Raw genomic sequence first — 24,084 nt, 5'->3', positions numbered from 1 at the left:
CCGGCCGGTCAGCGCGCGGCGCGCGCCGCGGCCGGCAGCCACTGCTCCAGCGCGACGACGAAGCTCTCGGGCTCGATCGGCTTGGAGAAGTAGGCGCGGAAACCGGCGGCGAGCACCTGGGTGCGGTCGCCGACCATCGCCGAGGCCGTCACCGCGATCAGCGGGATGTGGGCGAGCGCGGCGTCGGCGCACACCTGCCGTGCGAACGCGAAGCCGTCGACCACGGGCATGTGGATGTCGCAGAGCACCAGGTCGGGGTGCTCGCGGCGCACCAGCGCCAGCGCCTGCTGGCCGTCGGCGGCGCCGAGGGTGGTGTAGCCGCTCGCCTCGAGCAGGTAGCGCATCAGGTAGAGGCTTTCGCGGTTGTCGTCGACGATCAGGATGCGCGCGGGCATGGCTCAGGGCTCCTCCACGGTCAGCGTGAAGGTGCTGCCGCTGCCGCAGGTGCTGGCCACTGACAGCTCGGCGTGCAGCAGCCCGGCGAGCCGCCGGCTCAGGTGCAGGCCGAGCCCGGCGCCCTCGACGCCGCGCCGCCAGGCGTCCTGCCCGCGCGCGAACGCCTCGAACAGCGTCGCCTGTTCGGCATCGGAGATGCCGGGGCCGGTGTCGGTGACGCTGAAGGTGAGCCCCGCGCGGCCCGCACCGGCGCGGCGCGCCACGTCCAGGCGCACGCTGCCGTGCTCGGTGAATTTGACCGCGTTGCCGACCAGGTTCAGCAGGATCTGCCGCAGCGTCCGCGGGTCGGTGCGCAGGCGCAGGGGGGGTTCCGCCAGCGCGATGGTCAGCGCCAGGCCCTTGGCCTGCGCCTGCGGGCGCAGCGTGATGATGACCTCGTCGGCGAGCGCGGCGCACTCGACCTCCTCGAACTGCATCTCCCGCTGGCCGGCTTCGACCTTGGCGAGGTCGAGCAGGTCGTTGATCAGCGACAGCAGGTGGCGCGCGCTCGAGCACACCGTCTGCAACTGGCGCTCCTGCTCCTCGTTGAGGGGGCCCGGCAGCTTCATCAGCAGCATGCCGGTGAAGCCGATGACGGCGTTCAGCGGCGTGCGCAGCTCGTGGCTCATCGTCGCCAGGAAGCGGTCCTTGGCGCGGTTGGCGTTCTCCAGCTCGGCGTTCTTTTCCTGCAGCGTCTGCTCGAAGCGCTTGCGCTCGGTGATGTCGCGGATCGCGGCCGACACCAGCGTGCCGTCCTCGGTGTCGAGCGGGCTCAGGCTGATCTCGACCGGGAACTCGCTGCCGTCGTGCCGCTGCCCGTAGAGCGCGAGCCCCGCGCCCATCGGGCGCACCCGCGGGTCGGCGAAGAAGGCGTCGCGGTGGCCGGCGTGCGACGCGCGAAAGCGCGGCGGCAGCAGGGTCTCGACCGGCTGCCCGAGCAGCCGGTTGCGCGGATGGCCGAACAGCTTCTCGGTCTGCGAGTTGACCAGCACGATGCGCCCGGCGCCGTCGACGATCACGATCGCGTCGGGGGCCGCTTCGAGCAGGCCGCGGAACTTCTGCTCGGCGCTCCGGCGCTCGCTGATGTCGCGGATGGCGCTGACGACGACCGGGGTCCCGGCGCTGTCGAGCGGGCTCAGGCTGATCTCGACCGGGAATTCGCTGCCGTCCCTGCGCAGCCCGAAGAGCTCGAGCCCGGCCCCCATCGCCCGCGTGCGCGACTGCGCGAAGTACGCCGTGCGGTGGCCGACGTGCGATGCGCGGTAGCGCGGCGGCAGCAGCACTTCGATCGGCAGGCCGTGCAGCTCCCCCGGTCCGTAGCCGAACAGCCGCTCGGCCTGGCTGTTCGCCAGCAGCACGTGGCCGCTCGCGCCGACCATCACCATGCCGTCCGGGGTCGACTCCAGCAGGTCGCGGAAGCGCAGTTCGAGCAGGCGGCTGTCGCGGCGGACCTTCAGCGGCGTGACGTCCTTCTCGGTGAACAGCGCGCAGGGCGTGCCGGCGCGCGGGTCGCGCACGCGCCGCCCGGAGATCTCGACATAGATCAGACCGCCGTCACGATGGCGGCGCGTGGCCTCGAAGGTGGTGGGGCCGCCGGCGCAGGTCGCGGCGAGCATCCGGCCCTGCTCCTGCGCCGCGTCCGCGGGCACGATCAGCCGCTCCAGCGGGGTGTCGAGCGCCTCCGCGGCGCGATAGCCGTAGAGCGCTTCCGCCCCGGCATTCCAGAAGCGGACGCGGCCGTCCTCGCCCAGCGCGATGACGGCATCCGGCGCGGCGCCGAGCCAGTATTGATCGTCGTCGATCGACATTGCAGCCCATCCCTCGATGTCCATGGCCCTCGTTCTTTATAGACCAGACCCTGCACCGATGGCCTGCTCAGGCACCGAAGCGCCGCCACCACTCACCGACGATGATCCCGCTCGCGACCGCGACGTTGAGGCTCTCCACCTGCCCGGTGCCGGGGATGCACACGCGCAGGTCGCCGGCATCGAGCAGGCGCGCGCTCAGGCCGTGGCTCTCCTCGCCGAACAGCAGCACGCAGCGGGGCGGCAGCGCGGCGGTGTACAGCGGGGCGCCGCCGTGGCTCGACGTGGTGACGATGCCGAAGCCGGCCCGGCGGAAGGCCTGGAGGGTGTCCGGCAGGTGATCGCAGAGCAGGGCGTCGACGTACTCGGCGCCGCCCTCGGCGATGCGCGCCGCCGAGCCCGACCCCAGCGCGGCAGCCTCGGTGAGGAGCAGGCCGGCGACGCCGAAGTGCGCCGACACGCGCATGATGGCGCCAAGATTGTGCGGGTTGCCGACGTTTTCGAGCGCGATCACGCAGGCGGCGGCATCCCCGCGGTGCGCCCGCAGCCACGCCTCGGCGGGCTGCGGCGGGCGCCGCTTGACGATCAGGCACACGCCGCCGTGGTGGTCGGACTGGGTGATGCGCGGCAGCTCCGCGTCCGGCACCACGTGGTAGGCGCGCCGTTCGGCGGCGAGGAAGCGCATCACCTCGCCCCACTGCTGCGCGCTGCTTTCGCCGAAGTAGCCACGCACGATCGCCTGCGGGCGCGTCCGCAGCACCGCCGCGCAGGCGTTCACCCCGTACAGCTTGGTTTCGTCGGCGCCGAGCCCGCGCGGTGCGCGCGGCGGGCGGGGCGGCGGGGGAGGTCGGCGGGGCGGGCGGTTCACGGCAGGGGTTCTCGCGGTCACTCGGGAAGGCGCGCATGTTACGGCCGCCCGCCCGTGCGCCGCACGCGGGCGGGCGACGCGGTCGTCAGCCATCGGCGGTGCCGCGGGCCGCCCGCTGGGCTAAGCTGCGCGCGCTCATTCCCCGTCGCCGGAACGCCGCCCCATGTCGCCCACCTTCGTCCACCTGCACCTGCACTCCGAATATTCGCTGGTCGACGGCCTGATCACGCTGAAACCGCTGGTGAAGGCGGTGGCCGCCGCCGGCATGCCGGCGGTCGCGGTCACCGACATGAGCAACCTGTTCGCGCTGATCAAGTTCTACAAGACCGCGCTCGGCGCCGGCATCAAGCCGATCATCGGCGCCGAACTGTGGGTGCGCCGCGGCAGCGACGCACCGACGCGGTTGGTGCTGCTGTGCAAGGACCTCACGGGCTACCGCAACCTCACGGTGCTGATCAGCCGCGCCTACGTCGAGGGGCAGAGCCGCGGCGTGCCGATCGTGCAGTTCGACTGGCTGGGCGCGCTGTCCGCGGGGCTGATCGCGCTGTCCGGCGGGCGCGAGGGCGAGATCGGCCGCCTGCTGACGAACGGCCACCCGGACACGGCGCGGCGCGTGCTCGACGAGTATTGCGCGCTGTTCCCCGACAGCTTCTACCTCGAACTGGTCCGCACCGGGCGCCCCGGCGAGGACGAGCACGTCCGCGCGGCGGTCGAACTCGCGGTCGCCGCCGCGGTGCCGTTGGTCGCGACCAACGACGTGCGCTTCCTCGTCGCCGACGACTTCGAGGCGCACGAGGCGCGCGTGTGCATCCACGACGGGCGCGTGCTCGCCGACCCGCAGCGTCCGCGGCTGTACTCGGCGCAGCAGTACCTGCGCACGCCGGCCGAGATGGCGGTGCTGTTCGCCGACCTGCCCGAGGCGCTGCAGAACACCGTCGAGATCGCCCGGCGCTGCAGCGTGGTGCTCGAGCTCGGCAAGGCCTGCCTGCCGAACTTCCCGGTGCCGGCCGGGATGACGGTCGACGACTACTTCGCCGCGCAGTCGCGCGCCGGCCTCGAAGTGCGCCTGGCGAAGATGTTCGATCCGCAGGCGCCCGATTTCGCCGCGCGCCGCGCGCCCTACGACGCGCGTCTCGAAACCGAGATCGGCGTGATCATCCAGATGGGCTTTCCCGGCTACTTCCTGATCGTCGCCGACTTCATCCAGTGGGCGAAGGCCCACGCGATCCCGGTCGGGCCGGGGCGCGGCTCGGGCGCCGGCTCGCTGGTGGCCTACGCGCTCGCGATCACCGACCTCGATCCGCTGCCCTACGACCTGCTGTTCGAGCGCTTCCTCAACCCCGAGCGCGTGTCGATGCCCGACTTCGACGTCGACTTCTGCATGGAGGGGCGTGACCGCGTCATCGACTACGTGGCGCAGAAGTACGGGCGGCGCAGCGTGAGCCAGATCGCCACGCACGGCACCATGGCGGCGAAGGCGGTGATCCGCGACGTCGGCCGCGTGCTCGGCCACCCCTACGGCTTCGTCGACCGCGTCGCCAAGCTGGTGCCGCTGGAACTCGGCATCACGCTCGCCGACGCGCTGGCCAAGGACGAGGATTTCCGGCGCGCCTACGACGAGGACGAGGAGGTCAAGGCGTTGGTCGACCTCGCGCAGAAGCTCGAAGGCCTCGCGCGCAACGTCGGCAAGCACGCCGGCGGTGTGGTGATCGCGCCGACGGTGCTGACCGACTTCTCGCCGCTGTACTGCGAAGAGGGCGGCGAGCAGCTGGTGACGCAGTTCGACAAGGACGACGTCGAGGCCGCCGGGCTCGTGAAGTTCGACTTCCTCGGCCTGCGCACGCTGACGATCATCGACTGGGCGCTCGCCACCATCAACCGCGGGCGCACGGCGCGCGGCGAGGCGCCGCTCGACATCATGAGCCTGCCGCTCGACGACGTCGCCGCGTTCGAGCTGGTCAAGCGCTGCGAAACCACCGCGGTGTTCCAGCTCGAATCGCGCGGCATGAAGGACCTGATCCGCCGCCTGCAGCCCGACTGCTTCGAGGACGTCATCGCGCTGGTCGCGCTGTTCCGCCCGGGGCCGCTCGAATCGGGCATGGTCGACGACTTCATCAACCGCAAGCACGGCCGTGCCAGGGTCGAGTACCCGTTCCCGGAGCTCGAACCGATCCTCAAGCCCACCTACGGCGTCATCGTCTACCAGGAACAGGTGATGCAGATCCCGCAGGTGCTCGCCGGCTACACGCTCGGCGGCGCCGACCTGCTGCGCCGCGCGATGGGCAAGAAGAAGCCCGAGGAGATGGCCAAGCAGCGCGACATCTTCGTCAGCGGCACGGTCGAGCACGGCCACGATCGCGACCGCGCCGGCGCGCTGTTCGACCTGATGGAGAAGTTCGCCGGCTACGGCTTCAACAAGTCGCACTCGGCCGCCTACGCGCTGGTGAGCTACCAGACCGCCTGGCTCAAGGCGCACCACCCGGCGGCGTTCATGGCGGCGGTGCTGTCGTCCGACATGGACAAGACCGACAAGGTCGTCGTGTTCATCGAGGAATGCCGGCGCATGCGCCTCGCCGTGGTGCCGCCGTCGGTGAACGTGTCGGAGTACAAGTTCACCGTCAGCACCACCGGCGAGGTGGTCTACGGCCTCGGCGCGGTCAAGGGGGTGGGCGAGGGGGCGGTCGAGGCGATCATCGCCGAGCGCAGCGCCGGCGGGCCGTACACCGACCTGGCCGACCTGTGCCGGCGCGTCGACCTGAAGAAGCTCAACCGCCGCGTGCTCGAAAGCCTGATCCGCGCCGGCGCCTTCGACTGCCTGGGCGACACCCGCGCCTCGCTGATGGCGCAGCTGCCCGAGGCGCTGCGCCTCGCCGAACAGCACACGCGCAATGCCGACACCGGGCAGGACGACCTGTTCGGCCTGCTCGCCGCCGGGCCTGCCGTCGCCGCGCCGCTGGAGCGCCCGCGCCTGCCCGAATGGGACGACGAGACCCGCCTCGCCGGCGAGAAGGAGACCCTCGGCCTGTACCTGACCGGGCACCCGGTCGACCGCTTCCTGGCCGAGTTCAAGCAGTTCACCAGTGGCCGCCTCACCGAGGTGGTGGAGGAGGCCGAGGCCGTCTTTGCCGCACCCGGCGCGCGCCGCTACGGCAAGGGCGCCGAGCGCGCGGTGACCATCGCCGGGCTGGTGGTCGACATCCGCATCAAGCAGGGCGCGCGCGGGCGCATGGCCTTCATCACCCTCGACGACCGCGGCGGGCGGCTCGAAGTGCGCGTGTTCAGCGAAACCTACGAAGCGCATCGCCACCTGCTCGCCGTCGACCGCGTGCTGGTGATCGAGGCCGCGCTCGCCTGGGACGAGTTCAGCGAGGGGGTGCGGTGCACGGCCGCGGCCATACTGGATATCGACGCTGCCCGCGAGCGCCTCGCACGGCGCCTGCGCCTGCAGCTCGACGCCCGCCGCGGCGAGGGCGACGTCGCCGCGCGGCTGGCCGAGACGCTCGGCGCCTTCCGCGAAGGGCAGTGCCGCGTGGTCGCCGAGGTGCTGGCAGCGGGAGCCCGCGGCGAGCTGGTGTTCGGTGATGACTGGCGCGTGCGGCCGACCGAGGAGCTGATCCGTCGCCTCAACGCTCTTGCGGGGGAAGGCGCGGTGGCGCTCGAATACCGCTGAACGCCGAGAAGAACAGGACAGCACTGCCAGGAGGTCTTGCGCCATGCACCTGACCGTCGACATGCCGACCGCGCCGGCCGATGCGAGCGGCGATCCCGCCGAGACCCTGCGTGATGCCATCGCCGGCAAGCTCCAGGGCGCCGCCGCCGATACGATCGCCCGTTTCACCGACGAACTGACCGGTCCGCTCGACGAGGATGCCGCCGGTGAGGTGCTGCGCGAGCTGCTCACCGCTGGCGTGTCGGTCGAGCAGGTGACCTCGGCGCTCCTGCTGTGCCAACTGCATGCCGCCGAGCGCCTCGATGTCCGCCTGCGCAGCGGGGTTCGTGAGGGCCCCGGGCCGTTCAGCATCATCGACCTGGTCACCACCTTCGCTCGCGTGCAGACGCTGTGGATGAGCGTCGTGCACGAGCACTACGACACCTTGCTCGGCGAAAGCGAGCAGGCGCTGTCCCGCAGCAACGAGCGGCTGCTGATCGAGACCACCAAGGCGTTGTGGCTCAAGGACGGCGTCGCCGACCTGTTCAACTACTTCTGCGAACTGCCGGTCACCGCCAGCGTGCGCGTGCACGAACTCGACAGCGCCTACCTCACCGTCGAACTCACGGCCGCGCTGCGCCAGGTGCTCGCCGCCAGCGATCACGGCGCCACGGCGCTCGCGCACGCCAGCGACCCGGGCAAGACCGTCCTGCTGCGCCGCCAGGGCTCCGACGAGCGCTGCGTGGTGTTCCGCATCGTCGGCGCATCCGACCACAACGAGGCGCGCCGCCGCCGCGTGCGCATCCGCCCGCCGCGGGCCACGCCGCTGAGCGTGGCGCTGCCGGACCAGACCAGCTTCGACGGGCACGTGGTGGACTTTTCGGTGATCGGCATGGGGGTCGAGCTGCCCGGCGTCGACGCACTGCCGGTCGGCAGCAGGATCGAGTGCTCGGCGCTGTTCGAGGGCCGCGGCCGACCCTATGAGTTCACCTGCACCGGCACGGTGCGCTGGTTCGTGCACCGTGCCGGCAGTTGCCGCGCCGGCATCGAGCTCGTTCCCAGCCAGGTGCAGATGCAGGCGCTGGAGCGCCTGATGCAGGAATTCCAGCGCGACGCCATCGGTCGCCTGGGCCGCAAGATGGGCGCCGACGACGACTAGTCGTCCCAAGCCCGTCGTCGTTCCAGTGCGCCGCGCGGTCTGCAGCGGGCGCCCGTTCCAGGCATAAGCTCAAGCCGATCACAACGTGGCGATCGACAGGCGTCGCTGCGCGTGTCGTGCCGTGCGCGGATGCCCGGGTTGCGCGCAACGGTGTCGCGGATCGCGCCGCGAATACGCATGGCGGACCGGCCGAGGCGTGGGCTGGTGACGATGCGCGGGAGGGTGCACGGCGAGAATCATTCTTGGCCAAGTCTCTCACCGATATCTGCTCATTTATGAGTGATAATTATACTTGCCACTCATTTTTGGTGTGGTTGATAAAAAAATAAATCTGATTAAGGATTATTTTTTAATTTCATCCTGGTCGATCCCGCCCATGAACACCCGCGCCGCACTGCAGGACCTCGTCGACAACGCCATCGTGCAGTTGCTGCTACACGAAGGTCGCAAGCCGACGATCGAATCGGTGCAGGACTGGTTCGAGCGTCACGACTTCGGGCGGCGGAACACCAACGCGGTCGCGGCGCTGGTCAAGGGGTGCTGGGAACGCCTGCCGGCGCGGCTCGCGGCGCACACGCAGACGCTCGAACTCGAACCTGACGTGCTGGAGCTGGTGGCGCAGCTGCGCGGCAAGCTCGCGCTGCAGGCGGCGGCGGTGTTCGATGCCGATCGTGCACGCTTCGCCGCGCAGCTCGACGAAGCCTCGGCGCAGGCCGCCGCCCAGGTGCGCGATGCGCAGCTCGCGGCTGACACCGCCACGCGGCGTGCCGGTGAGCTGACCGAGCGGCTCGCGAAGACCGAGGCCGGGCTCGCCGAGGCCCGCGAAACCGCCGCGCGGCGCGAACGCGAACTCGGCACCGAACGTGCTAGCCTGACGGCGCGGATCGTCGCGCTGCAGGACCTGCTGGCGCAGGAAACCTCGACGTCCGCGCAACTGCGGCTGCAGCTGGAGGCCGAGCGCGTGCGCGCCGGCGAGGAACTCACCGCCTACCGCGATTCGGCGAGCCGGCTCGACGCCGAGCGCCTGCTCGAGATCGACCGCGGGCGCACGGAGCTGCAGGCCGTGCGCAGGACGCTGAAGGCCGAACGCGACACGGCCGAGAAGGCCCGCGAACAGCACCTGGCGCGCCTGGAACAGGCGGCGCAGGCGCAGCGCGCGCTCGGCGACGAACTCGCCGGCCTGCGCGCGCAGCTCACCGACCGCACCGCTCAGTGCCAGGCGGCGACGCTGCGCGCCGAAAGCCTCGAGCAGACGCTCGCCGCCGGCCGCGCGCTGGCCGAGACGCGGGCGCAGCACGCCGCCGAACTCGCGCGCCGTTGCGAGGCGCTCGAATCCGCCCAGCGGGCGCTGCACACCCGGGTGCGCCGGCGCGAGGCGCTCGCCCGCCGCCTGATCCGGCGGCTGCGGGGACTCAGAAACGAAGGAGACCGAACATGAGTGCGCGACGGCGCCCCCCGAACGACGATGCGAACCTGCCGGTCGTGGCCGAGCACGCCGCGGCCACCGCGCTGGTCGCACCCGTCGAAGGCACCCTGCTCCCGCGCCGCGCGCCGGCGCGCGGCTTCAGTTCGGACGATGCCGCGATCCACGGCTATCTGCTCGAATTCGCGGAGCGGCCGAACACGCAGCGCGCCTATGCCCGCGAGGTGCTGCGCTACGCGCGCTGGCTGCGCGAGATCCGCGGCAAGGCACTGGCGGATGCCACCCGCGAGGACGTGGTCGCCTACAAGGGCTTCGCCAAGTCGCCACCGGCGCACTGGCGCGGGCGGCGCGGCAGCCATGACGGCGCGCCCTTCGTCGCCGGGCTGACCCCCACCGGGCTGCGGCAGATGGTGCTGATCCTCGGTGGTTTCTACGCCTACCTGCAGCGCGCCCAGCACGTCGAGCACAACCCGTTCACGGTGGCGCGCGAGCGCGTGCCGGTCGACACCTCGACGCTGTGGCGCATGCGGGCGCTGAAGTGGAACCTGGTCGAACAGGTCATCGCGCTGCTCACCGAGGCCGCCGAGGCGCTCGGTGACGGCCCCGCGCGCCACCTGGTCGAACGCGAGCGCTTCGCGGTCGCCTTCCTCTCCAACCTCGGCCTGCGCCGCGGCGAGTTCGCGCAGGCGACGAGCGACGACCTGCACTACGAGGACGACCCCGCCGACGGCCAGCGCTACTGGTACCTGCGCATCACCGGCAAGGGTCGCAAGACCCGCGACGTGGCCCTCAACGCCGACGCCGCGGCGGCGTGGCGGCGCTGGCAGGCCTATCTCGCGCGCAACGGGCTCAGCGAGTCGCGCGGGCGCCTGCTGGTGGCGTTCTCGACCAGCGGCGCACTCGCCCGCCGGGGCTGCTCCGACAACACCGTCTACCGCATCGTGCAGTCGGCCTACGCGCGCGCCGCCGAGCGGCTCGAAGCGAACGACCCCGATGCCGCCGCGCGCCTGCTCGAAGCCACGCCGCACCGCCTGCGCCACAGCTTCGCCACCGCCACCGTCGATGCCGGCGCCCGCCTCGACATCGTGCAGAAGCAACTCGGCCACGCCAGCATCCAGACCACCACGCGCTACACCGCGGTCGACAAGCTGACGCTGGCGCGCGAGATGAACCGCAAGAAGGGTTGAGCCAGCCGCCGCACCGCGCTGACATCCGCCGCCGGCGGACGGAACCGGCGCCGCCGACGGCGGTCCGAGCGGGCGTGCGGCACTCCCCGCCTCGTCCGTCCACCGGAGATCAGCATGACCCGCCAGCGCAAGCCCTGCGCGCTCGCCCGCGAGCTGCGTTCACCCAAGTACCGCCAGCGCGTCGTCGACAGCGACAAGCGCTACAACCGCAAGGTCCGCCATGGCAAGTCCCGCCCCGAGCGGGACTTTTCGTTTTCGGCCGCCTGAAGCACCCGGGGCACCGGTCCGGTCCGTCCCGGGCGGATGATCCGGCTCCGGGCGCCCGTCGGGCCGGCCTCAGCCGTCCTCCAGCAGCGCGCGGGCGACGCGGTCGTCGGTGATCAGGCCGCTCAGGCACTCGCCGTGCAGCGCGGCGCGGATGGCGCCGAGCTTCGACAGGCCGCCGGCGATCGCGATGATCAGCCGCTGCGGGTGGCGCTGCAGCGGGATGCTGGTGACACGGCGGTTGATGTCGGTGTCGAGCAGGCGCCCGTCGGTGTCGTAGATCCAGCCGAGCATCTCCCCCGCCGCGCCCTCCCGGTGCAGCCGCTCGACGTCCGCCTCGGTGATGAAGCCGTCCTGCAGCAGCGCGCCGTTGGCGTCGACGGTGCCGATGCCGATCAGCGTGACGTCGGCCCTGACCGCCAGTTCGGCCACCACGCGGTACAGCCGCTGCGCCTGCAGCTGCTCGCGTTCGGCCGGCGAGTCGGCGAGCACCGGCACCGGCAGCACGAAGCTCTGCGCACCGATCTTGTCGGCGAGCCAGGTGTGCGCCTCGAAGGGGTTGGAGGCGCCGTCGGGTGCGATCACGCCGAGCAGCGTCGCGATGCGGTGCTGCGGGCTCGGGTGCCGCGCCACCTCGTCGACCACCGCGCGCAGCGTGCGGCCGGTGGCGAGACCGATCACCAGCGGTTCGGGGCGCTGGATGTAGCGTTCGAGCAGGGTGGCCCCGGCGACGCCGAGGGAGCGCAGTTCGCTGTCGGCCGCCGGCGCCGGCACGACCTCGCACAGGCGCAGGCCGAAGCGGGCCGCCAGCGCCGCGGCGAGTTCGTTGCAGGCGGCGATCGGATGGTCGAGGCGCACCTTGACCAGCCCCTCGGAACGGGCGAGCGCGAGCATGCGCTGCGCCACCGGCCGTGACAGCGCGAGGCGCTGCGCGATCTGGTCCTGGGTGAGCCCTTCGACGTAGTACAGCCACCCCACCTGGGCCGCGAGGTCCAGCTTGGGATTGAAGTGATGCATGCGACCTCCTTGCAGTAAAGGCCGTCATCTTCGGCGAACGTGCATCATGGCGTCGAGCCTGGCACGCCAGCTCGACGCCACCATCCCTCAGGTGAACTCGCTGCGCAGGGTGACGTACAGCCGCCGGTAACGCGCGAAGCGCTCGCCGAGCTGCCCGGCACGCGCGGGATCGGGGCCGATCTCCTCGACCACCGGCGGCATCGTGCACACCTCTTCCGGCGTCTCCCCCGTCACCGCCAGCCGCGCCAGCCGTGCCGCGCCGAAGGCCCCGCCGAAGTCGCCGTCGGGGTGGCGCAGCAGCGTCAGGCCGGTGACCGACGCGATCAGCTCGCCCCAGAAGCGGCTGCGCGAGCCGCCGCCGAGGAAGGAGGCGCGCTCCACGTGCGTGCCGGCGGTGACCAGCGCGGCGTGGCCGTCGGCCATCGCGAAGGCGACGCCCTCCATCACGCTGTACGCCAGCGCGGCGCGATCGGTCGAGCCGCGCAGGCCGAAGAACACGCCGCTCGCGCGGGCGTTGTTGTGCGGGGTGCGCTCGCCGTTGAGGTACGGCAGGAACAGCGGCGCCCGCGCCGGGTCGGCAGTCGGCGCGAGTTCGGCGAGCTCGCGCGCGTTCTCGGTCTGCGTCACCGTGCCGAGCCAGGCGAGGCTCGACGCCGCCGAGAGGATCACGGCCATCTGGTGCCAGCGCTGCGGCAGGCAGTGGCAGAAGGCGTGCACCGCCTGCTCCGGGTTCGGCAGCAGCCGGTCGGTGCACACCGACAGCACCCCCGAGGTGCCGAGCGACAGGAAGGCGTTGCCGGGGGCGATCGCGCCGATGCCGACCGACGAGGCGGCGTTGTCCCCCGCCCCGGCGGCGACCGTGACCGCGTGCGCCAGTCCCCAGTCGCGGGCGAGCTCGTCGCGCAGGTGGCCGGCGACCGCGTTGCCCTCGGCGAGGCGCGGCATCTGCCGGCGCGACAGGCCGGAGGCCGCGAGCATCGCGTCGGACCACGCGCGCCGCCCCACGTCCAGCCACAGCGTGCCGGCGGCGTCCGACATGTCGGAGACGAACTCGCCGGTCAGCCGGTAGACGATGTAGTCCTTGGGCAGCAGCACCTTGTCGATGCGCGCGAACACCTCGGGCTCGTGCTGCTGCAGCCACAGCAGCTTCGGCGCGGTGAAGCCCGCCATCGCCAGGTTGCCGGTGATGGTGCGGCTGTCCGGCACGCGGCGTTCGAGCTCCGCGCACTCGGCGTGGGCGCGACCGTCGTTCCACAGGATTGCCGGGCGCAGCACCGCGCCGCCGGCGTCGAGCAGCGTGGCGCCGTGCATCTGCCCCGACAGGCCGATGCCGCGCAGCGCGGCGAAGGTCGCGCCTGCCGCGGCGCGGACCTTGGCGACGGCCTCGAGCGTGGCCTGCCACCAGGCCTGCGGATCCTGCTCCGACCAGTGCGGGTGGGGATGCGACAGGCGCAGGCGCACGCCGCCGCTCGCCACGATGCGCTGGGCATCGTCGACCAGCGTCGCCTTGACTTCGGACGTGCCGAGATCGATTCCCAGGTAGCTCATCTTGCGTCCTCCGCTGCGGGGGCATGGCGCGCGGCCATGCCCGGGACGGTGCCGTATCGTGCGGGCGCCGGCATTCAGGCCACCAGCGTCAGCAGCTTGTCGAAGGCCTCGTCGAACAGCTTGAGCCCTTCGGCCTGCAGTTGCTCGCCCAGCGCGTCGCGGTCGAGGCCGAGCGCGGCGAGTTCGGCGAGGCGTGCGCGCGCCTCGGCGAGCCCCTCGGCGAGCGTCGCGCGTGCCTCGCCGTGGTCGATGAAGGCCGCCAGCGTGGCGTCGGGGACGGTGTCCACGGTGTCGGGCCCGATCAGCTCCTCGACGTAGCGCACGTCGCGGTACGCCGGGTTCTTGGTGCCGGTGCTCGCCCACAGCAGGGTCTGCGGCCGGGCGCCGACGGCGCGCAGCGCGGCGAAGCGGGCAGCGCCGAAGATCTCCTGCCACTCGGCGTAGGCGTCCTTGGCAGCGGCGATGGCGATGGTGCCGCGCAGGTGCGCGGCGGACTCCGGCAGCAGGCGGTCGACCAGTGCGTCGACACGGCTGATGAACACGCTCGCGACCGCGCGGATGTGCCGCACCGGCTGCCCCGCCGCCGCGCGCCGCTCGAGGCCCTGGCGGTAGGCGGCGAAGATGTCGCGCAGCTGGCGCGGCGAGAAGATCAGCGTCACGTTGACGTTGATGCCGTCGGCGATCGCATCGGCGACCGCCGGCACGCACGCGGCGGTGGCCGGGATCTTGATCATCGCGTTCGGCCGCGCGATCTCCGCCCACAGCCGGCGCGCGGCGGCCAGCGTGCCGGCGGCGTTCTGCGCGAGGCGCGGCGACACCTCGAAGCTGACGTAGCCCATGTCGCCGTCGGTTTCGTCGTACAGCGGCCGCAGCAGGTCGCAGGCGGCCTGGATGTCGGCCAGCACGAGGGCCTCGAAGCGCCGCTCGGGGTCGGTTTCCCGCGCCTTCACCCGCGCCAGGTCGGCGCCGTAGCCGTCGCCCTTGGCGATGGCGTTGTAGAAGATCGCCGGGTTGGAGGTCACGCCGGCGACGCCGTCCTCGGCGATCAGGCGGGCGAGCGCGCCGCTGTCGAGCAGCTCGCGCGAGAGGTTGTCGAGCCAGACCTGCTGGCCCAGTTCACGGATGCGACGGAGTCGACTCATGGGGTTCATCCTCGGTCCAGGCATTCACGCACCGCGGCGCAGACGTGCGCCACGGTGAAGCCGAAATGTTCGAACAGCGCGGCGGCGGGGGCCGACTCGCCGAAGGTGTCGATGCCGATCACGGCGCCTTCCAGCCCGACGTACTTGCGCCAGTAGTCGCTGACGCCGGCTTCGATCGCCACCCGCGGCGTGCCGGCCGGCAGCACCGCCGTGCGGTACTCGCGCGGCTGGCGGTCGAAGGCGAAGCTCGACGGCAGCGACACCACACGCACGTGGATGCCCTGCTCCGCCAGCGCCGCCTGCGCCCGCACCGCGAGCTCGACCTCGGAGCCGGTGGCGATCAGCACCGCCTGCAGCGCGCCGGCCTCGGCCACCAGCACGTAGCCGCCGCGGCGGATGTCGGCGAGCTGCGCGGCGGACTTCGGCTGGTACGGCAGGTTCTGCCGGCTCAGGATCAGGCTGGTCGGGGTCTGCCGGTGCTCCAGCGCGGCCTGCCAGGCGACCAGCGTCTCGGCGCTGTCGGCCGGGCGCCACACGTCCATGTTCGGGATCATCCGCAGCGTCGCGGTCTGCTCCACCGGCTGGTGCGTCGGGCCGTCCTCGCCGAGCCCGATCGAGTCGTGGGTGAAGACGAAGATCGGCGCGATCTTCATCAGCGCCGCCATGCGCAGCGCGTTGCGCGCGTACTCCGAGAACATCAGGAAGGTGCCGCCGAACGGGCGGAAGCCGCCGTACAGCGCGATGCCGTTGATGATCGCGGCCATGCCGAACTCGCGCACGCCGTAGTACACGTAGTTGCCGGGCCGGTCGTGGCTAACGCCCACGGCCTCGCGCCACAGCGTCAGGTTCGAGCCGGCGAGGTCCGCCGAGCCGCCGAGCAGCTCCGGCAGCCGCGGCGCAAAGGCCTGGATCGCGTTCTGGCTCGCCTTGCGCGAGGCGATGCTCTCGGCGCGCGCGTTCACCGCCTGCAGCTCGCGCTCGGCGTACGCCGCGAAGTCCTCCGGCAGCGCGCCGGACAGGCGGCGTTCGAGTTCGGCGGCGAGCGACGGGTGGGCCTCGCGGTAGCGCGCGAACAGCACCTCCCACTCGGCCTGCCGCGCCGCGCCGTGGGCACGGGCATCCCACGCGGCGCGCACGTCCGCGGGGATCTCGAACGGCGCGTGCGGCCAGCCCAGCGCCGCGCGCGCCGCCGCGACCTCGGCGGCGCCGAGCGGCGCGCCGTGGCTGTCGTGGGTGCCCTGCTTGGTCGGCGCGCCCCTGCCGATCACCGTGCGGCAGCAGATCAGCGTCGGCCGGCCGGCGCCCTGGGCGGCGCGGATCGCCGCGTCGATCGCCGCCGGATCGTGGCCGTCGACCTCGCGCAGCACGTGCCAGCCGTAGGCCTCGAAGCGCCTCGGCGTGTCGTCGGTGAACCAGCCCTCGACGTGGCCGTCGATCGAGATGCCGTTGTCGTCGTAGAAGGCGATCAGCCGGTCGAGCCCGAGCGTGCCGGCGAGCGAGCACGCCTCGTGGGAGATGCCTTCCATCAGGCAGCCGTCGCCCAGGAACACGTAGGTGCGGTGGTCGAACAGCGCGAAGCCGTCGCGGTTGAACTCGGCGGCGAGCAGCCGCGCCGCGAGCGCCATGCCGACGGCGTTGGCGAGCCCCTGCCCGAGCGGGCCGGTGGTGAGCTCGACCCCCGGCGTGTAGCCGTACTCGGGGTGCCCCGGCGTCCTGCTGCCGAGCTGGCGGAACTGCTTCAGGTCGTCGAGCGTGAGCGCGTAGCCGCACAGGTGCAGCAGCGCGTACTGCAGCATCGAGCCGTGGCCGTTGCTGAGCACGAAGCGGTCGCGGTTCGGCCAGCGCGGATCGGCCGGGTTGTGGCGCAGGTGCCGGCGCCACAGCACGGTGGCGATGTCCGCCATGCCCATAGGCATGCCGGGGTGGCCGGAGTTGGCCTGCTGCACGGCATCCATCGCCAGCGCGCGGATGGCGTTGGCGAGGCGGTCGTGGGAGATGGCGTCGTTCATCGGGGTGTCCTGGGCAGGGGCATCGCGGGGCTCAGGCGCCGAGCTGGCGTCGCAGCGTGGCGCTGGCGCCATCGGCGTAGAGGGCGCGCAGCGCCGCGGTGAGCTGCTCGACGAAGGCGCCCGCGCGCGGCAGCTCCAGCCCGAACACCTCCGGGCAGCCTTCCAGCAGCGTGCGCGGGTCCGCGCCGCCGCTGCGCGCCAGCGCGCGCAGGCGCTCGCCGAGCGGATCGACCAGCGGCAGCGCCTCGCCGCCCTCGCCGTCGCCCTGCAGGTAGCGCAGGTAGCCGGCCAGCACCAGCGCGGTGTAGCGGCTGTCGCCGCCGCGGGCGCTCAGTTCGACCGCCGACGGGATGACGAACTTCGGCAGCCGCGCCGAGCCGTGCTGGCACAGCCGCGCCGTGGTGTCCCTGACCGCGGTGTTGGAGAAGCGCTCGACCAGCGTCGCCTTGTAGGCGGCGAGGTCGATGCCCGGCACCTGCCCGACCAGCGGCGTGACCTCCTCCATGAAGGCACGGATGAAGCGCTCGAACAGCGGGTCGGCCATCACCTCGTGCACGTAGGTGTAGCCGGCCAGGTTGCCGAGGTAGCCGATGCCGATGTGGGCGGCGTTGAGCAGGCGCAACTTCATCTTCTCGTAGGGCTTGACGTCGGCGGTGAACAGCGCGCCGGCGCGCTCGAAGGCCGGACGCCCCTGCGGGAAGTCGTCCTCGATCACCCACTGCGTGAACGGCTCGCACACCACCGGCCAGGCGTCGGTGATGCCGAACGTGTCCGCGACCAGCGCGCGGTCGGCGTCGGTGGTCGCCGGCGTGATGCGGTCGACCATGCAGTTCGGGAAGGCGCCGTTCGCGGCGACCCAGGTGCCCAGGTCGGGGTCCTGCCGCTCCAGGAAGGCGAGCAGCATGGTGCGCGCCACGGTGCCGTTGTGTTCGATGTTGTCGCAGGAGAGCACGGTGAACGGCGCCAGGCCGCGCGCGCGGCGCCGGCGCAGCGCCTCGGCGAGGAAGCCGTAGAGACCCACCGGAGCCAGGGGGTGCGCGAGGTCGTGGACCACGTCCGGGTGCGCGGGGTCGAACGCACCGGTGCCCTGGTTGAAGCAGTAGCCGCCCTCGGTCACCGTCAGCGAGACGATCCGGCAGGTGGCGTCGGCCATGCGTTCGAGCACGGTTTCGGGTTCGCTCGGCGCGTGCAGGTACTCGATCATCGCGCCGACCACGCGCGCGTCGTCGGTGCCGGAGCTGCGCTCGACCAGCGTGTACAGGCCCGCCTGCGGCACCAGCGCGTCACGCATCGCGGTGTCGCCGGGCAGCAGGCCGACGCCGCAGATGGCGTAGTCCTGCGCCTCGCCGAGGGCGAGCAGCTTGTCGAGGTACAGCGCCTCGTGCGCGCGGTGGAACGCGCCGACGCCGATGTGGACGATGCCGGGGCGCAGCCGGCTGCGGTCGTAGGTGGGCACGGTGACCGCGGCGGCGAGCGCGGGGAGGTTTTCGGGCGTGAGCGGCAGCGTGCCGCCAGCGTTGAACTGGGACATGGGGGGTTTCCTCGGGTGGTGCTGTCGGGTTTTTTGTGTGCTGCGTACCGGGCGTCAGCCGGGGGGCCGGGCCAGCAGGCGCTCGACCAGCGCCGGCAGCGCGTGCATGTCGTCGATGGAGACGTGCGCGCCCAGCGCGAGCTGCACGTCGGCGTGCTCGGGCGGCAGGTGGCCGCCACCGGTGAAGCCGATCACCGTCATCCCCGCGGCCACCGCCGCGGTGATGCCGGCGACGCTGTCCTCGACGACGAGGCAGCGCGCCGGGTCGACGCCGAGCTCGCGCGCGGCGAGCAGGTAGAGGTCGGGGGCGGGTTTGGGGCGTTCGACCCGCTCGGCGGTGAACAGGCGCCCGCCGAACTCGGCCTCGATCGCGGCGAGCTCCAGCGCCCACTCGACGTGCGGGCGGTCGCTGTTGGAGACCACGGCCTTGGGCAGGGCGATGCGCGGCAGCGCCCAGGCCACCCCTTCGATCGCCGTCAGTTCGGTCGCGAGCGCTTCGCGCGTGGCGGTGATCACGCCGGGAACGAAATCGGGCTCGAAGACCACGCCGGCACGGGTTTCGAAGCCGCGCAGGATTTCCTCGGTGTGGTGGCCGAGCAGGCCGATCACCTCGGCTTCGACGTCGCGGCCGAGCCGTGCATTGAGGCGCTCCACCAGCACCCGCTGGGCGATGCGCTCGCTGTCCACCAGCACGCCATCGCAATCGAAGATCAGCCAGTCCATGTTCGGGTCCTCCGCAGGCGACAAATCAAGGGGTTGCCAGGCGTGACTCAGGCGGCGCGGTGGCGGCCGAGGTCGGCGAGGGGGTGGCGGTCGTGGCGCGTCAGCGCCACGCCGGTGGCGTCGAACAGCTGGCACACCGCCCCGTCCACCGCGATCGCCACGCGATCGTCCACCCCGGTGCGGCTGTTGCCGTCCACCTGCAGCGTCAGCGTCTCGCCGTTGACGTCCACGTACAGGAACGTCGACCCGCCCAGGCGCTCGACCACCAGCACCTGACCGTTCAGCGTGCCGCTGCCCGCGCGCTCGCCCTCGACCAGGTGCTCGGGGCGCACGCCGAGCGTCAGCGGCTGGCCGGGCTGCACGCCAGCGGTGTCGACCGGCACCGTCACCCGGCTGCCCCCGGGCAGCTCCACGCTGACCCCCTGCGCGCCGAGCGCGCGCACCGTGCACGCCAGGAAGTTCATCTTCGGCGAGCCGATGAAGCCGGCGACGAAGCGGTTGCGCGGGTGGTGGTACAGCTCCAGCGGCGAGCCGACCTGCTCCACCACCCCGCCCTGCAGCACCACGATCTTGTCGGCCATGGTCATCGCCTCGACCTGGTCGTGGGTGACGTAGATCATCGTCGCCCCCAGGCGCTCGTGCATGCGCGCGATCTCGATGCGCATCTGCACGCGCAGCGAGGCGTCGAGGTTCGACAGCGGCTCGTCGAACAGGAACACCTTCGGCTCGCGCACGATCGCGCGGCCGATCGCCACGCGCTGGCGCTGGCCGCCGGAGAGCGCCGCGGGCTTGCGCTCGAGCAACTGGTCGAGGTGCAGCAGCTGGGCGGCGCGGTCGACCTTGGCCTTGATCTGCGCGTCGGGCACCTTGGCCAGGCGCAGCGCGAAGCCCATGTTGTCGCGCACCGACATGTGCGGGTACAGCGCGTAGCTCTGGAACACCATCGCGATGCCGCGCTCGGCCGGGGGGGTGTCGTTGACGCGCGTGCCGCCGATGGCGAGGTCGCCCTCGCTGATCTCCTCCAGCCCCGCGATCATGCGCAGCAGCGTCGACTTGCCGCAGCCCGACGGGCCGACGAAGACCACGAACTCGCCGTCGGCGATGTCCAGGTCCACCCCCTTGATGATGTGCACGCCACCGTAACGCTTGTGGATGTTGCGCAGAGTCAGTGCAGCCATGGTGTTCTCCTCGTTGGAACCTTGGTGGTTTGTCGTGTTCGCCGGCGCCTGACGGCGGACCGTCGGCGCGCGGTCGTGGCGGCGCGTGCCGCCTCAGTTCATCCGGTCGTCGGCATCCGGGCCGGGCGGCGTCACTTGACTGCGCCGAAGGTGAGCCCGCGCACGAGCTGCTTCTGGCTGAACCAGCCGACGACCAGGATCGGGGCGATCGCGAGCAGCGAGGCGGCCGACAACTTCGCCCAGAACAGGCCCTCGGGGCTGGAGAAGGCGGCGATGAACGCGGTCAGCGGCGCGGCTTTCGAGGTGGTCAGGTTGAGGCTCCAGAACGCCTCGTTCCACGCCAGGATGACGTTCAGCAGACCGGTCGACGCGATGCCCGGCCAGGCCAGCGGCAGCAGCAGGATCTGCACTTCCTGCCAGGCGCTGGCGCCGTCGACGCGACCGGCCTCGAGGATCTCGCGCGGCACGTCCTTGAAGTACGTGTAGAGCATCCACACGACGATCGGCAGGTTCATCAGCGCGTAGACGATCACCAGCCCGGTCACGGTGTCGAGCAGCCCGGCGTCGCGGAACAGCAGGTAGATCGGCACCAGCACGCCGACCGGCGGCATCATCTTGGTCGACAGCATCCACAGCAGCGTCGAGCCGGTGCGCGGCGTCGGGTGGAACACCATCCGGTAGGCCGCCGGCACCGCCAGCGCGAGTGCCAGGAAGGTCGAGCCGAACGACACCAGCACCGAGTTCAGCGTGAATTTCAGGTAGTCGCCGCGCTCGAACACGGCGGCGAAGTTCTCCAGCGTCGGCTTGAAGAACAGCACCGGCGGCGTGCTCACGGCCTGCAGTTCGGTCTTGAACGCGGTCAGCGCCATCCAGCCGATCGGGAAGAACATCAGCAGCGCGACGGCCCAGCCCAGCACGGTGGTCCTGAGGGTGTTGTTGGCACGCATGGCGTCAGGCCCCCGGCTTGAGTTCGCGCGCCACCGAGCGCACGAGGAAGAAGGCGACGACGTTGGCGAGCACCACGGCGACGATGCCGCCCGCCGATGCACTGCCGATGTCGAACTGCTGCAGACCGAACTGGAACACCAGGTAGGTCAGGTTGGTGGTGTCGGTGCCGGGCCCGCCCGAGGTGGTGATGCGGATCTCGGCGAAGACCGACAGCAGGAAGATGGTCTCGATCATCACCACCACCGAGATCGCCCGCTTGAGGTGCGGCAGGATGATGAAGCGGAACAGTTCCAGGCCGCTCGCACCGTCGAGGCGCGCCGCTTCCTTCTGCTCGGGGTCGAGCGACTGGATCGCCGTCAGCAGGATCAGGAAGGCGAACGGGATCCACTGCCAGGCCACGATGAGGATCACCGACAGCATCGGGTAGTGCGTGAACCAGTCGATCGGCTCCAGCCCGATGCTGCTGAGCAGCCAGGCGAACAGGCCGTTGACCGGGTGCATCATCAGGTTCTTCCACACCAGCGCCGCCACCGTGGGCATCACGAAGAAGGGCGCGATGGCGAGCACGCGGGCCACGCCGCGGCCGGGAAACTCCTGGTCGAACAACACTGCCATCAGCGTGCCGCCGACCACGGTGAGGATCAGCACCGAGCCGACCAGCACCACGGTGTTCCAGATCGAGGTCACGAAGGCCGGATCGGTGAGCAGGAAGACGAAGTTGTCGATGCCGGCGAAACCGCGCGAACCCGGGTCGAGCAGGTTGTAGCGCAGCAGCGAGAAGTAGATCGTCATCGCCAGCGGCACGATCATCCACAGGAACAGGACGACGACCGACGGTGCGACGAGAGGCAGGGTACGGCGCGACGAGTCGAGTGTTTGGGACACGGCGCACTCCTCCTTAAGTCTTGTCTGGGTGAAGGGACGGACGGGCGCAGTGGCGGCGGAGGCTGCGCCGCGCCCGCGGGCGCGGCGGCGACGCCGGTCACGCCCGCGGGCAGGAACGGCTGCTTACTTCAGGTAGCCGGCCTGGCGCATCGCCCGCGTGGCGGCGGCCTGACCAACCTTCAGTGCGTCGTCGAGCGAGGTGGTGCCGGCCAGCGCGCCGGCGATCGCCTGGCCGACCTGGGTACCGATCGACTGGAACTCGGGAATGCCGACGTACTGCACGCCGGTGTAGGGGACCTTCTTCAGCGTCGCGTCATTCGGGTTGGCTTCGTTGATCGACTTCAGCACGAAGTCGGCGAACGGTGCCGCAGCCACGTAGTTCGGGTTGGCGTAGGTCGACGCACGGGTGCCGGGAGGGGCCGACGCCCAGCCCACCTCCTTGCCGACCCGTTCGATGTAGGGCTTGGAGGTCGCCCAGGCGATGAACTTGCGCGCCTCGGGCTGCGCCTTCGAGGTCGCCGGAATGCCGAGCGCCCACGACCACAGCCAGTGCGAACCCTTCGGCGTCACCGCCACCGGCGCGCGGGCGAAACCGGTCTTGTCGGCGACCTGCGACTCCGCCTTGCTGTAGAGCTTGCCGGCGGCCGAGGTGGCGTCGATCCACATGCCGCACTTGCCGCTCGCGAACAGCGCCAGGTTCTCGTTGAAGCCGTTCGAGGCCGCGCCCGGCGGGCCGTACTTCTTCAGCAGCTCGATGTAGAAGCCGACCGCCTTCTTCCACTCGGGGCTGTCGATGGTCGGGGTCCACTTCTCGTCGAACCACTGGCCGCCGTAGGTGTTGATGAGGGTGGACAGGAACGCCATGTTCTCGCCCCAGCCCGGCTTGCCGCGCAGGCAGATGCCGTACACGCCGGCGGCCTTGTCGGTCATCTTCTCGGCGAGCTTGGCGACGTCGTCGTAGGTGGGCTGCTCAGGCATCGTCATGCCGGCCTTTTCGACCAGGTCCTTGCGGTAGAACAGCATCGACGACTCGGCATAGAACGGCAGCGCGTACAGCTTGCCCTGGTACGACAGGCCGTCACGCACCGGCTTCAGCACGTCGTCGAGGTCGTAGTCGGCCGGCAGGCCGGTGATCTCCGCGAGCCAGCCCTGCTTCGCCCAGATCGGCGCCTCGTAGGTGCCGATGGTCAGCACGTCGAACTGCCCGCTCTTGGTCGCGATGTCGGTGGTCACGCGCTGGCGCAGCACGTTTTCCTCCAGCACCACCCAGTCGAGCTTGATGTCGGGGTTGGCGGCTTCGAACTGCTTCGACAGCCGCTGCATGATGATCATGTCGTTGTTGTTGACGGTCGCGATCGTGACCGTCGTGGCGGCGTACGCCTGCGTGCCCGCCATCGCCAGCACGACGGCGGCCAGACTCGAACGGAGGACGTCTGTCTTCATCGGTTACTTCTCCTCGGGTGGTCGCCAGCCCTCGGGTGGGGGCTGATCATTTGCTCTTTGAGTGAGCAGATATTTAACCAACCGGGCAGAAACGTCAATCCCCGTGTAGGGAAATTACGCTTCGTACCCGAAGGATCGACGCCATGGAGCCGGAGCCGCAGCGTTCGGCGGCAGCGACCGCGCCCGCAGGCACCCTCGCCCCCCGCTCGACGGCGTCCCGCGCAGGCGCGCCAGGCACGCGCCGGGTCATGTGTTTAAGCGAAAGCCGGAAGGTGTCGGAAGGGGCATCGCGGCGGTGGCCGCCTGCTCTGGTGCACGCGACGTGCTTGTCGCTGGACTACGGGAGGTAGCGGCGCTTCGCTGAAAGCGGTAACGCGTCGGGGTCCGGACGGCACAAGAAAAAAGGCTACGGCGATGCCGTAGCCTTTTTCCGGTTGATCCTGGGTAACTCGCACGCATGACCCGTGCGGTGGATGGCCCCGCTCACTGGCCGTTCATACACGCCACCGTCCGGTTGTTGATTTCGCCCGAGCCGGGCTCCATGCATTGCTGCAGGGTGCGGCGCAGTGAGCCCGGGCGGGACGCCGGGGGCGACGGCGGATTCAACGGGCCCGTCACCGGGGGCGGCAGCGGCGCCGTCTGCGCGGCGGCTACACGGGTTGGCCACGAACTGGCAGCGCCACCGCTTTTTTTTTTCCGCTTTCCGCCGCATCCTGCGCTGCGGCTGGCAAGAGCGCTGACGGCCGCGGCGCCCGTCCAGAATCAGCCGCCAAACCGTCCAGAATGGAGCGCCACGCTACATACAGACGCGCAGGGAGCACCGCAACTCGTGGTGCTGAGGGTGGCGCGCGGGGGGTAGCTCCCGCAAAA

Annotated in this window: 18 protein-coding genes; 5 read left to right on the top strand and 13 right to left on the bottom strand. The window is 71.2% G+C overall.

Features of this window, described 5'->3' with window-relative positions:
- Window positions 1-8: 8 nt before the first annotated feature.
- From EV699_RS06235 to EV699_RS06225, 3 genes are all read right to left on the bottom strand, one after another.
- On the bottom strand, window positions 9-395 hold the full coding sequence (locus EV699_RS06235) for a response regulator (RefSeq protein ID WP_132540169.1): 387 nt from the start codon (window positions 393-395) through the stop codon (window positions 9-11).
- Between the two features lie 3 nt (window positions 396-398).
- Window positions 399-2,243 (bottom strand): PAS domain S-box protein, encoded by a 1,845-nt coding sequence (locus tag EV699_RS06230; protein ID WP_132540166.1) that lies wholly within the window; start codon window positions 2,241-2,243, stop codon window positions 399-401.
- Window positions 2,244-2,310: 67 nt separating this feature from the next.
- Window positions 2,311-3,108: a tRNA/rRNA methyltransferase gene (locus tag EV699_RS06225; RefSeq protein ID WP_207922996.1), complete on the bottom strand. Its 798-nt coding sequence runs from the start codon at window positions 3,106-3,108 to the stop codon at window positions 2,311-2,313.
- A gap of 163 nt (window positions 3,109-3,271) precedes the next feature.
- Between EV699_RS06225 and dnaE the strand changes: the two genes are divergently transcribed.
- From dnaE to EV699_RS19880, 5 genes are all read left to right on the top strand, one after another.
- Entirely contained in the window at window positions 3,272-6,778 is a 3,507-nt protein-coding gene (dnaE, locus tag EV699_RS06220) for a DNA polymerase III subunit alpha (protein ID WP_132540160.1), read from the top strand.
- 43 nt (window positions 6,779-6,821) lie between these two features.
- A complete protein-coding gene (locus EV699_RS06215; RefSeq protein WP_132540157.1) occupies window positions 6,822-7,916 on the top strand; it encodes a PilZ domain-containing protein in 1,095 nt (364 codons plus the stop codon).
- 376 nt (window positions 7,917-8,292) lie between these two features.
- Window positions 8,293-9,354: a coiled-coil domain-containing protein gene (locus EV699_RS06210; RefSeq protein ID WP_132540154.1), complete on the top strand. Its 1,062-nt coding sequence runs from the start codon at window positions 8,293-8,295 to the stop codon at window positions 9,352-9,354.
- Window positions 9,351-10,526, top strand: a complete 1,176-nt coding sequence (locus EV699_RS06205; RefSeq protein ID WP_132540151.1) for a tyrosine-type recombinase/integrase — start codon at window positions 9,351-9,353, stop codon at window positions 10,524-10,526. Before EV699_RS06210 ends, EV699_RS06205 begins: the two co-directional genes overlap by 4 nt.
- A gap of 114 nt (window positions 10,527-10,640) precedes the next feature.
- A complete protein-coding gene (locus EV699_RS19880; RefSeq protein ID WP_165904053.1) occupies window positions 10,641-10,793 on the top strand; it encodes a hypothetical protein in 153 nt (50 codons plus the stop codon).
- Between the two features lie 69 nt (window positions 10,794-10,862).
- Here the strand turns inward: EV699_RS19880 and EV699_RS06200 are convergent, their stop codons facing one another.
- From EV699_RS06200 to EV699_RS06155, 10 genes are all read right to left on the bottom strand, one after another.
- On the bottom strand, window positions 10,863-11,807 hold the full coding sequence (locus EV699_RS06200) for a sugar-binding transcriptional regulator (RefSeq protein ID WP_132540148.1): 945 nt from the start codon (window positions 11,805-11,807) through the stop codon (window positions 10,863-10,865).
- A gap of 87 nt (window positions 11,808-11,894) precedes the next feature.
- Window positions 11,895-13,355: a xylulokinase gene (gene xylB, locus EV699_RS06195; protein ID WP_132540145.1), complete on the bottom strand. Its 1,461-nt coding sequence runs from the start codon at window positions 13,353-13,355 to the stop codon at window positions 11,895-11,897.
- Window positions 13,356-13,429: 74 nt separating this feature from the next.
- Window positions 13,430-14,497: a transaldolase gene (tal, locus tag EV699_RS06190; RefSeq protein WP_132540142.1), complete on the bottom strand. Its 1,068-nt coding sequence runs from the start codon at window positions 14,495-14,497 to the stop codon at window positions 13,430-13,432.
- Between the two features lie 5 nt (window positions 14,498-14,502).
- Window positions 14,503-16,506, bottom strand: coding sequence for a transketolase (gene tkt, locus EV699_RS06185; protein ID WP_132540139.1), 2,004 nt, complete (start codon window positions 16,504-16,506; stop codon window positions 14,503-14,505).
- Between the two features lie 31 nt (window positions 16,507-16,537).
- Entirely contained in the window at window positions 16,538-18,037 is a 1,500-nt protein-coding gene (locus EV699_RS06180; protein WP_132540136.1) for a mannitol dehydrogenase family protein, read from the bottom strand.
- Between the two features lie 54 nt (window positions 18,038-18,091).
- Window positions 18,092-18,760 carry an HAD family hydrolase gene (locus tag EV699_RS06175; RefSeq protein WP_132540133.1) on the bottom strand — a complete coding sequence of 223 codons (669 nt, stop codon included), beginning with the start codon at window positions 18,758-18,760 and terminating at the stop codon, window positions 18,092-18,094.
- A gap of 47 nt (window positions 18,761-18,807) precedes the next feature.
- Window positions 18,808-19,938, bottom strand: a complete 1,131-nt coding sequence (locus EV699_RS06170; protein ID WP_132540130.1) for an ABC transporter ATP-binding protein — start codon at window positions 19,936-19,938, stop codon at window positions 18,808-18,810.
- Window positions 19,939-20,069: 131 nt separating this feature from the next.
- Window positions 20,070-20,885 (bottom strand): carbohydrate ABC transporter permease, encoded by an 816-nt coding sequence (locus EV699_RS06165; RefSeq protein ID WP_132540127.1) that lies wholly within the window; start codon window positions 20,883-20,885, stop codon window positions 20,070-20,072.
- Between the two features lie 4 nt (window positions 20,886-20,889).
- Window positions 20,890-21,771 carry a carbohydrate ABC transporter permease gene (locus EV699_RS06160; protein WP_243662578.1) on the bottom strand — a complete coding sequence of 294 codons (882 nt, stop codon included), beginning with the start codon at window positions 21,769-21,771 and terminating at the stop codon, window positions 20,890-20,892.
- Window positions 21,772-21,894: 123 nt separating this feature from the next.
- On the bottom strand, window positions 21,895-23,166 hold the full coding sequence (locus EV699_RS06155; protein WP_424450025.1) for an ABC transporter substrate-binding protein: 1,272 nt from the start codon (window positions 23,164-23,166) through the stop codon (window positions 21,895-21,897).
- Window positions 23,167-24,084 lie beyond the last annotated feature (918 nt).

Origin of the sequence: Plasticicumulans lactativorans (assembly GCF_004341245.1) — a bacterium.
Lineage (GTDB): Bacteria > Pseudomonadota > Gammaproteobacteria > Competibacterales > Competibacteraceae > Plasticicumulans_A > Plasticicumulans_A lactativorans.
This window is presented reverse-complemented; position numbering and strand designations above follow the sequence as displayed.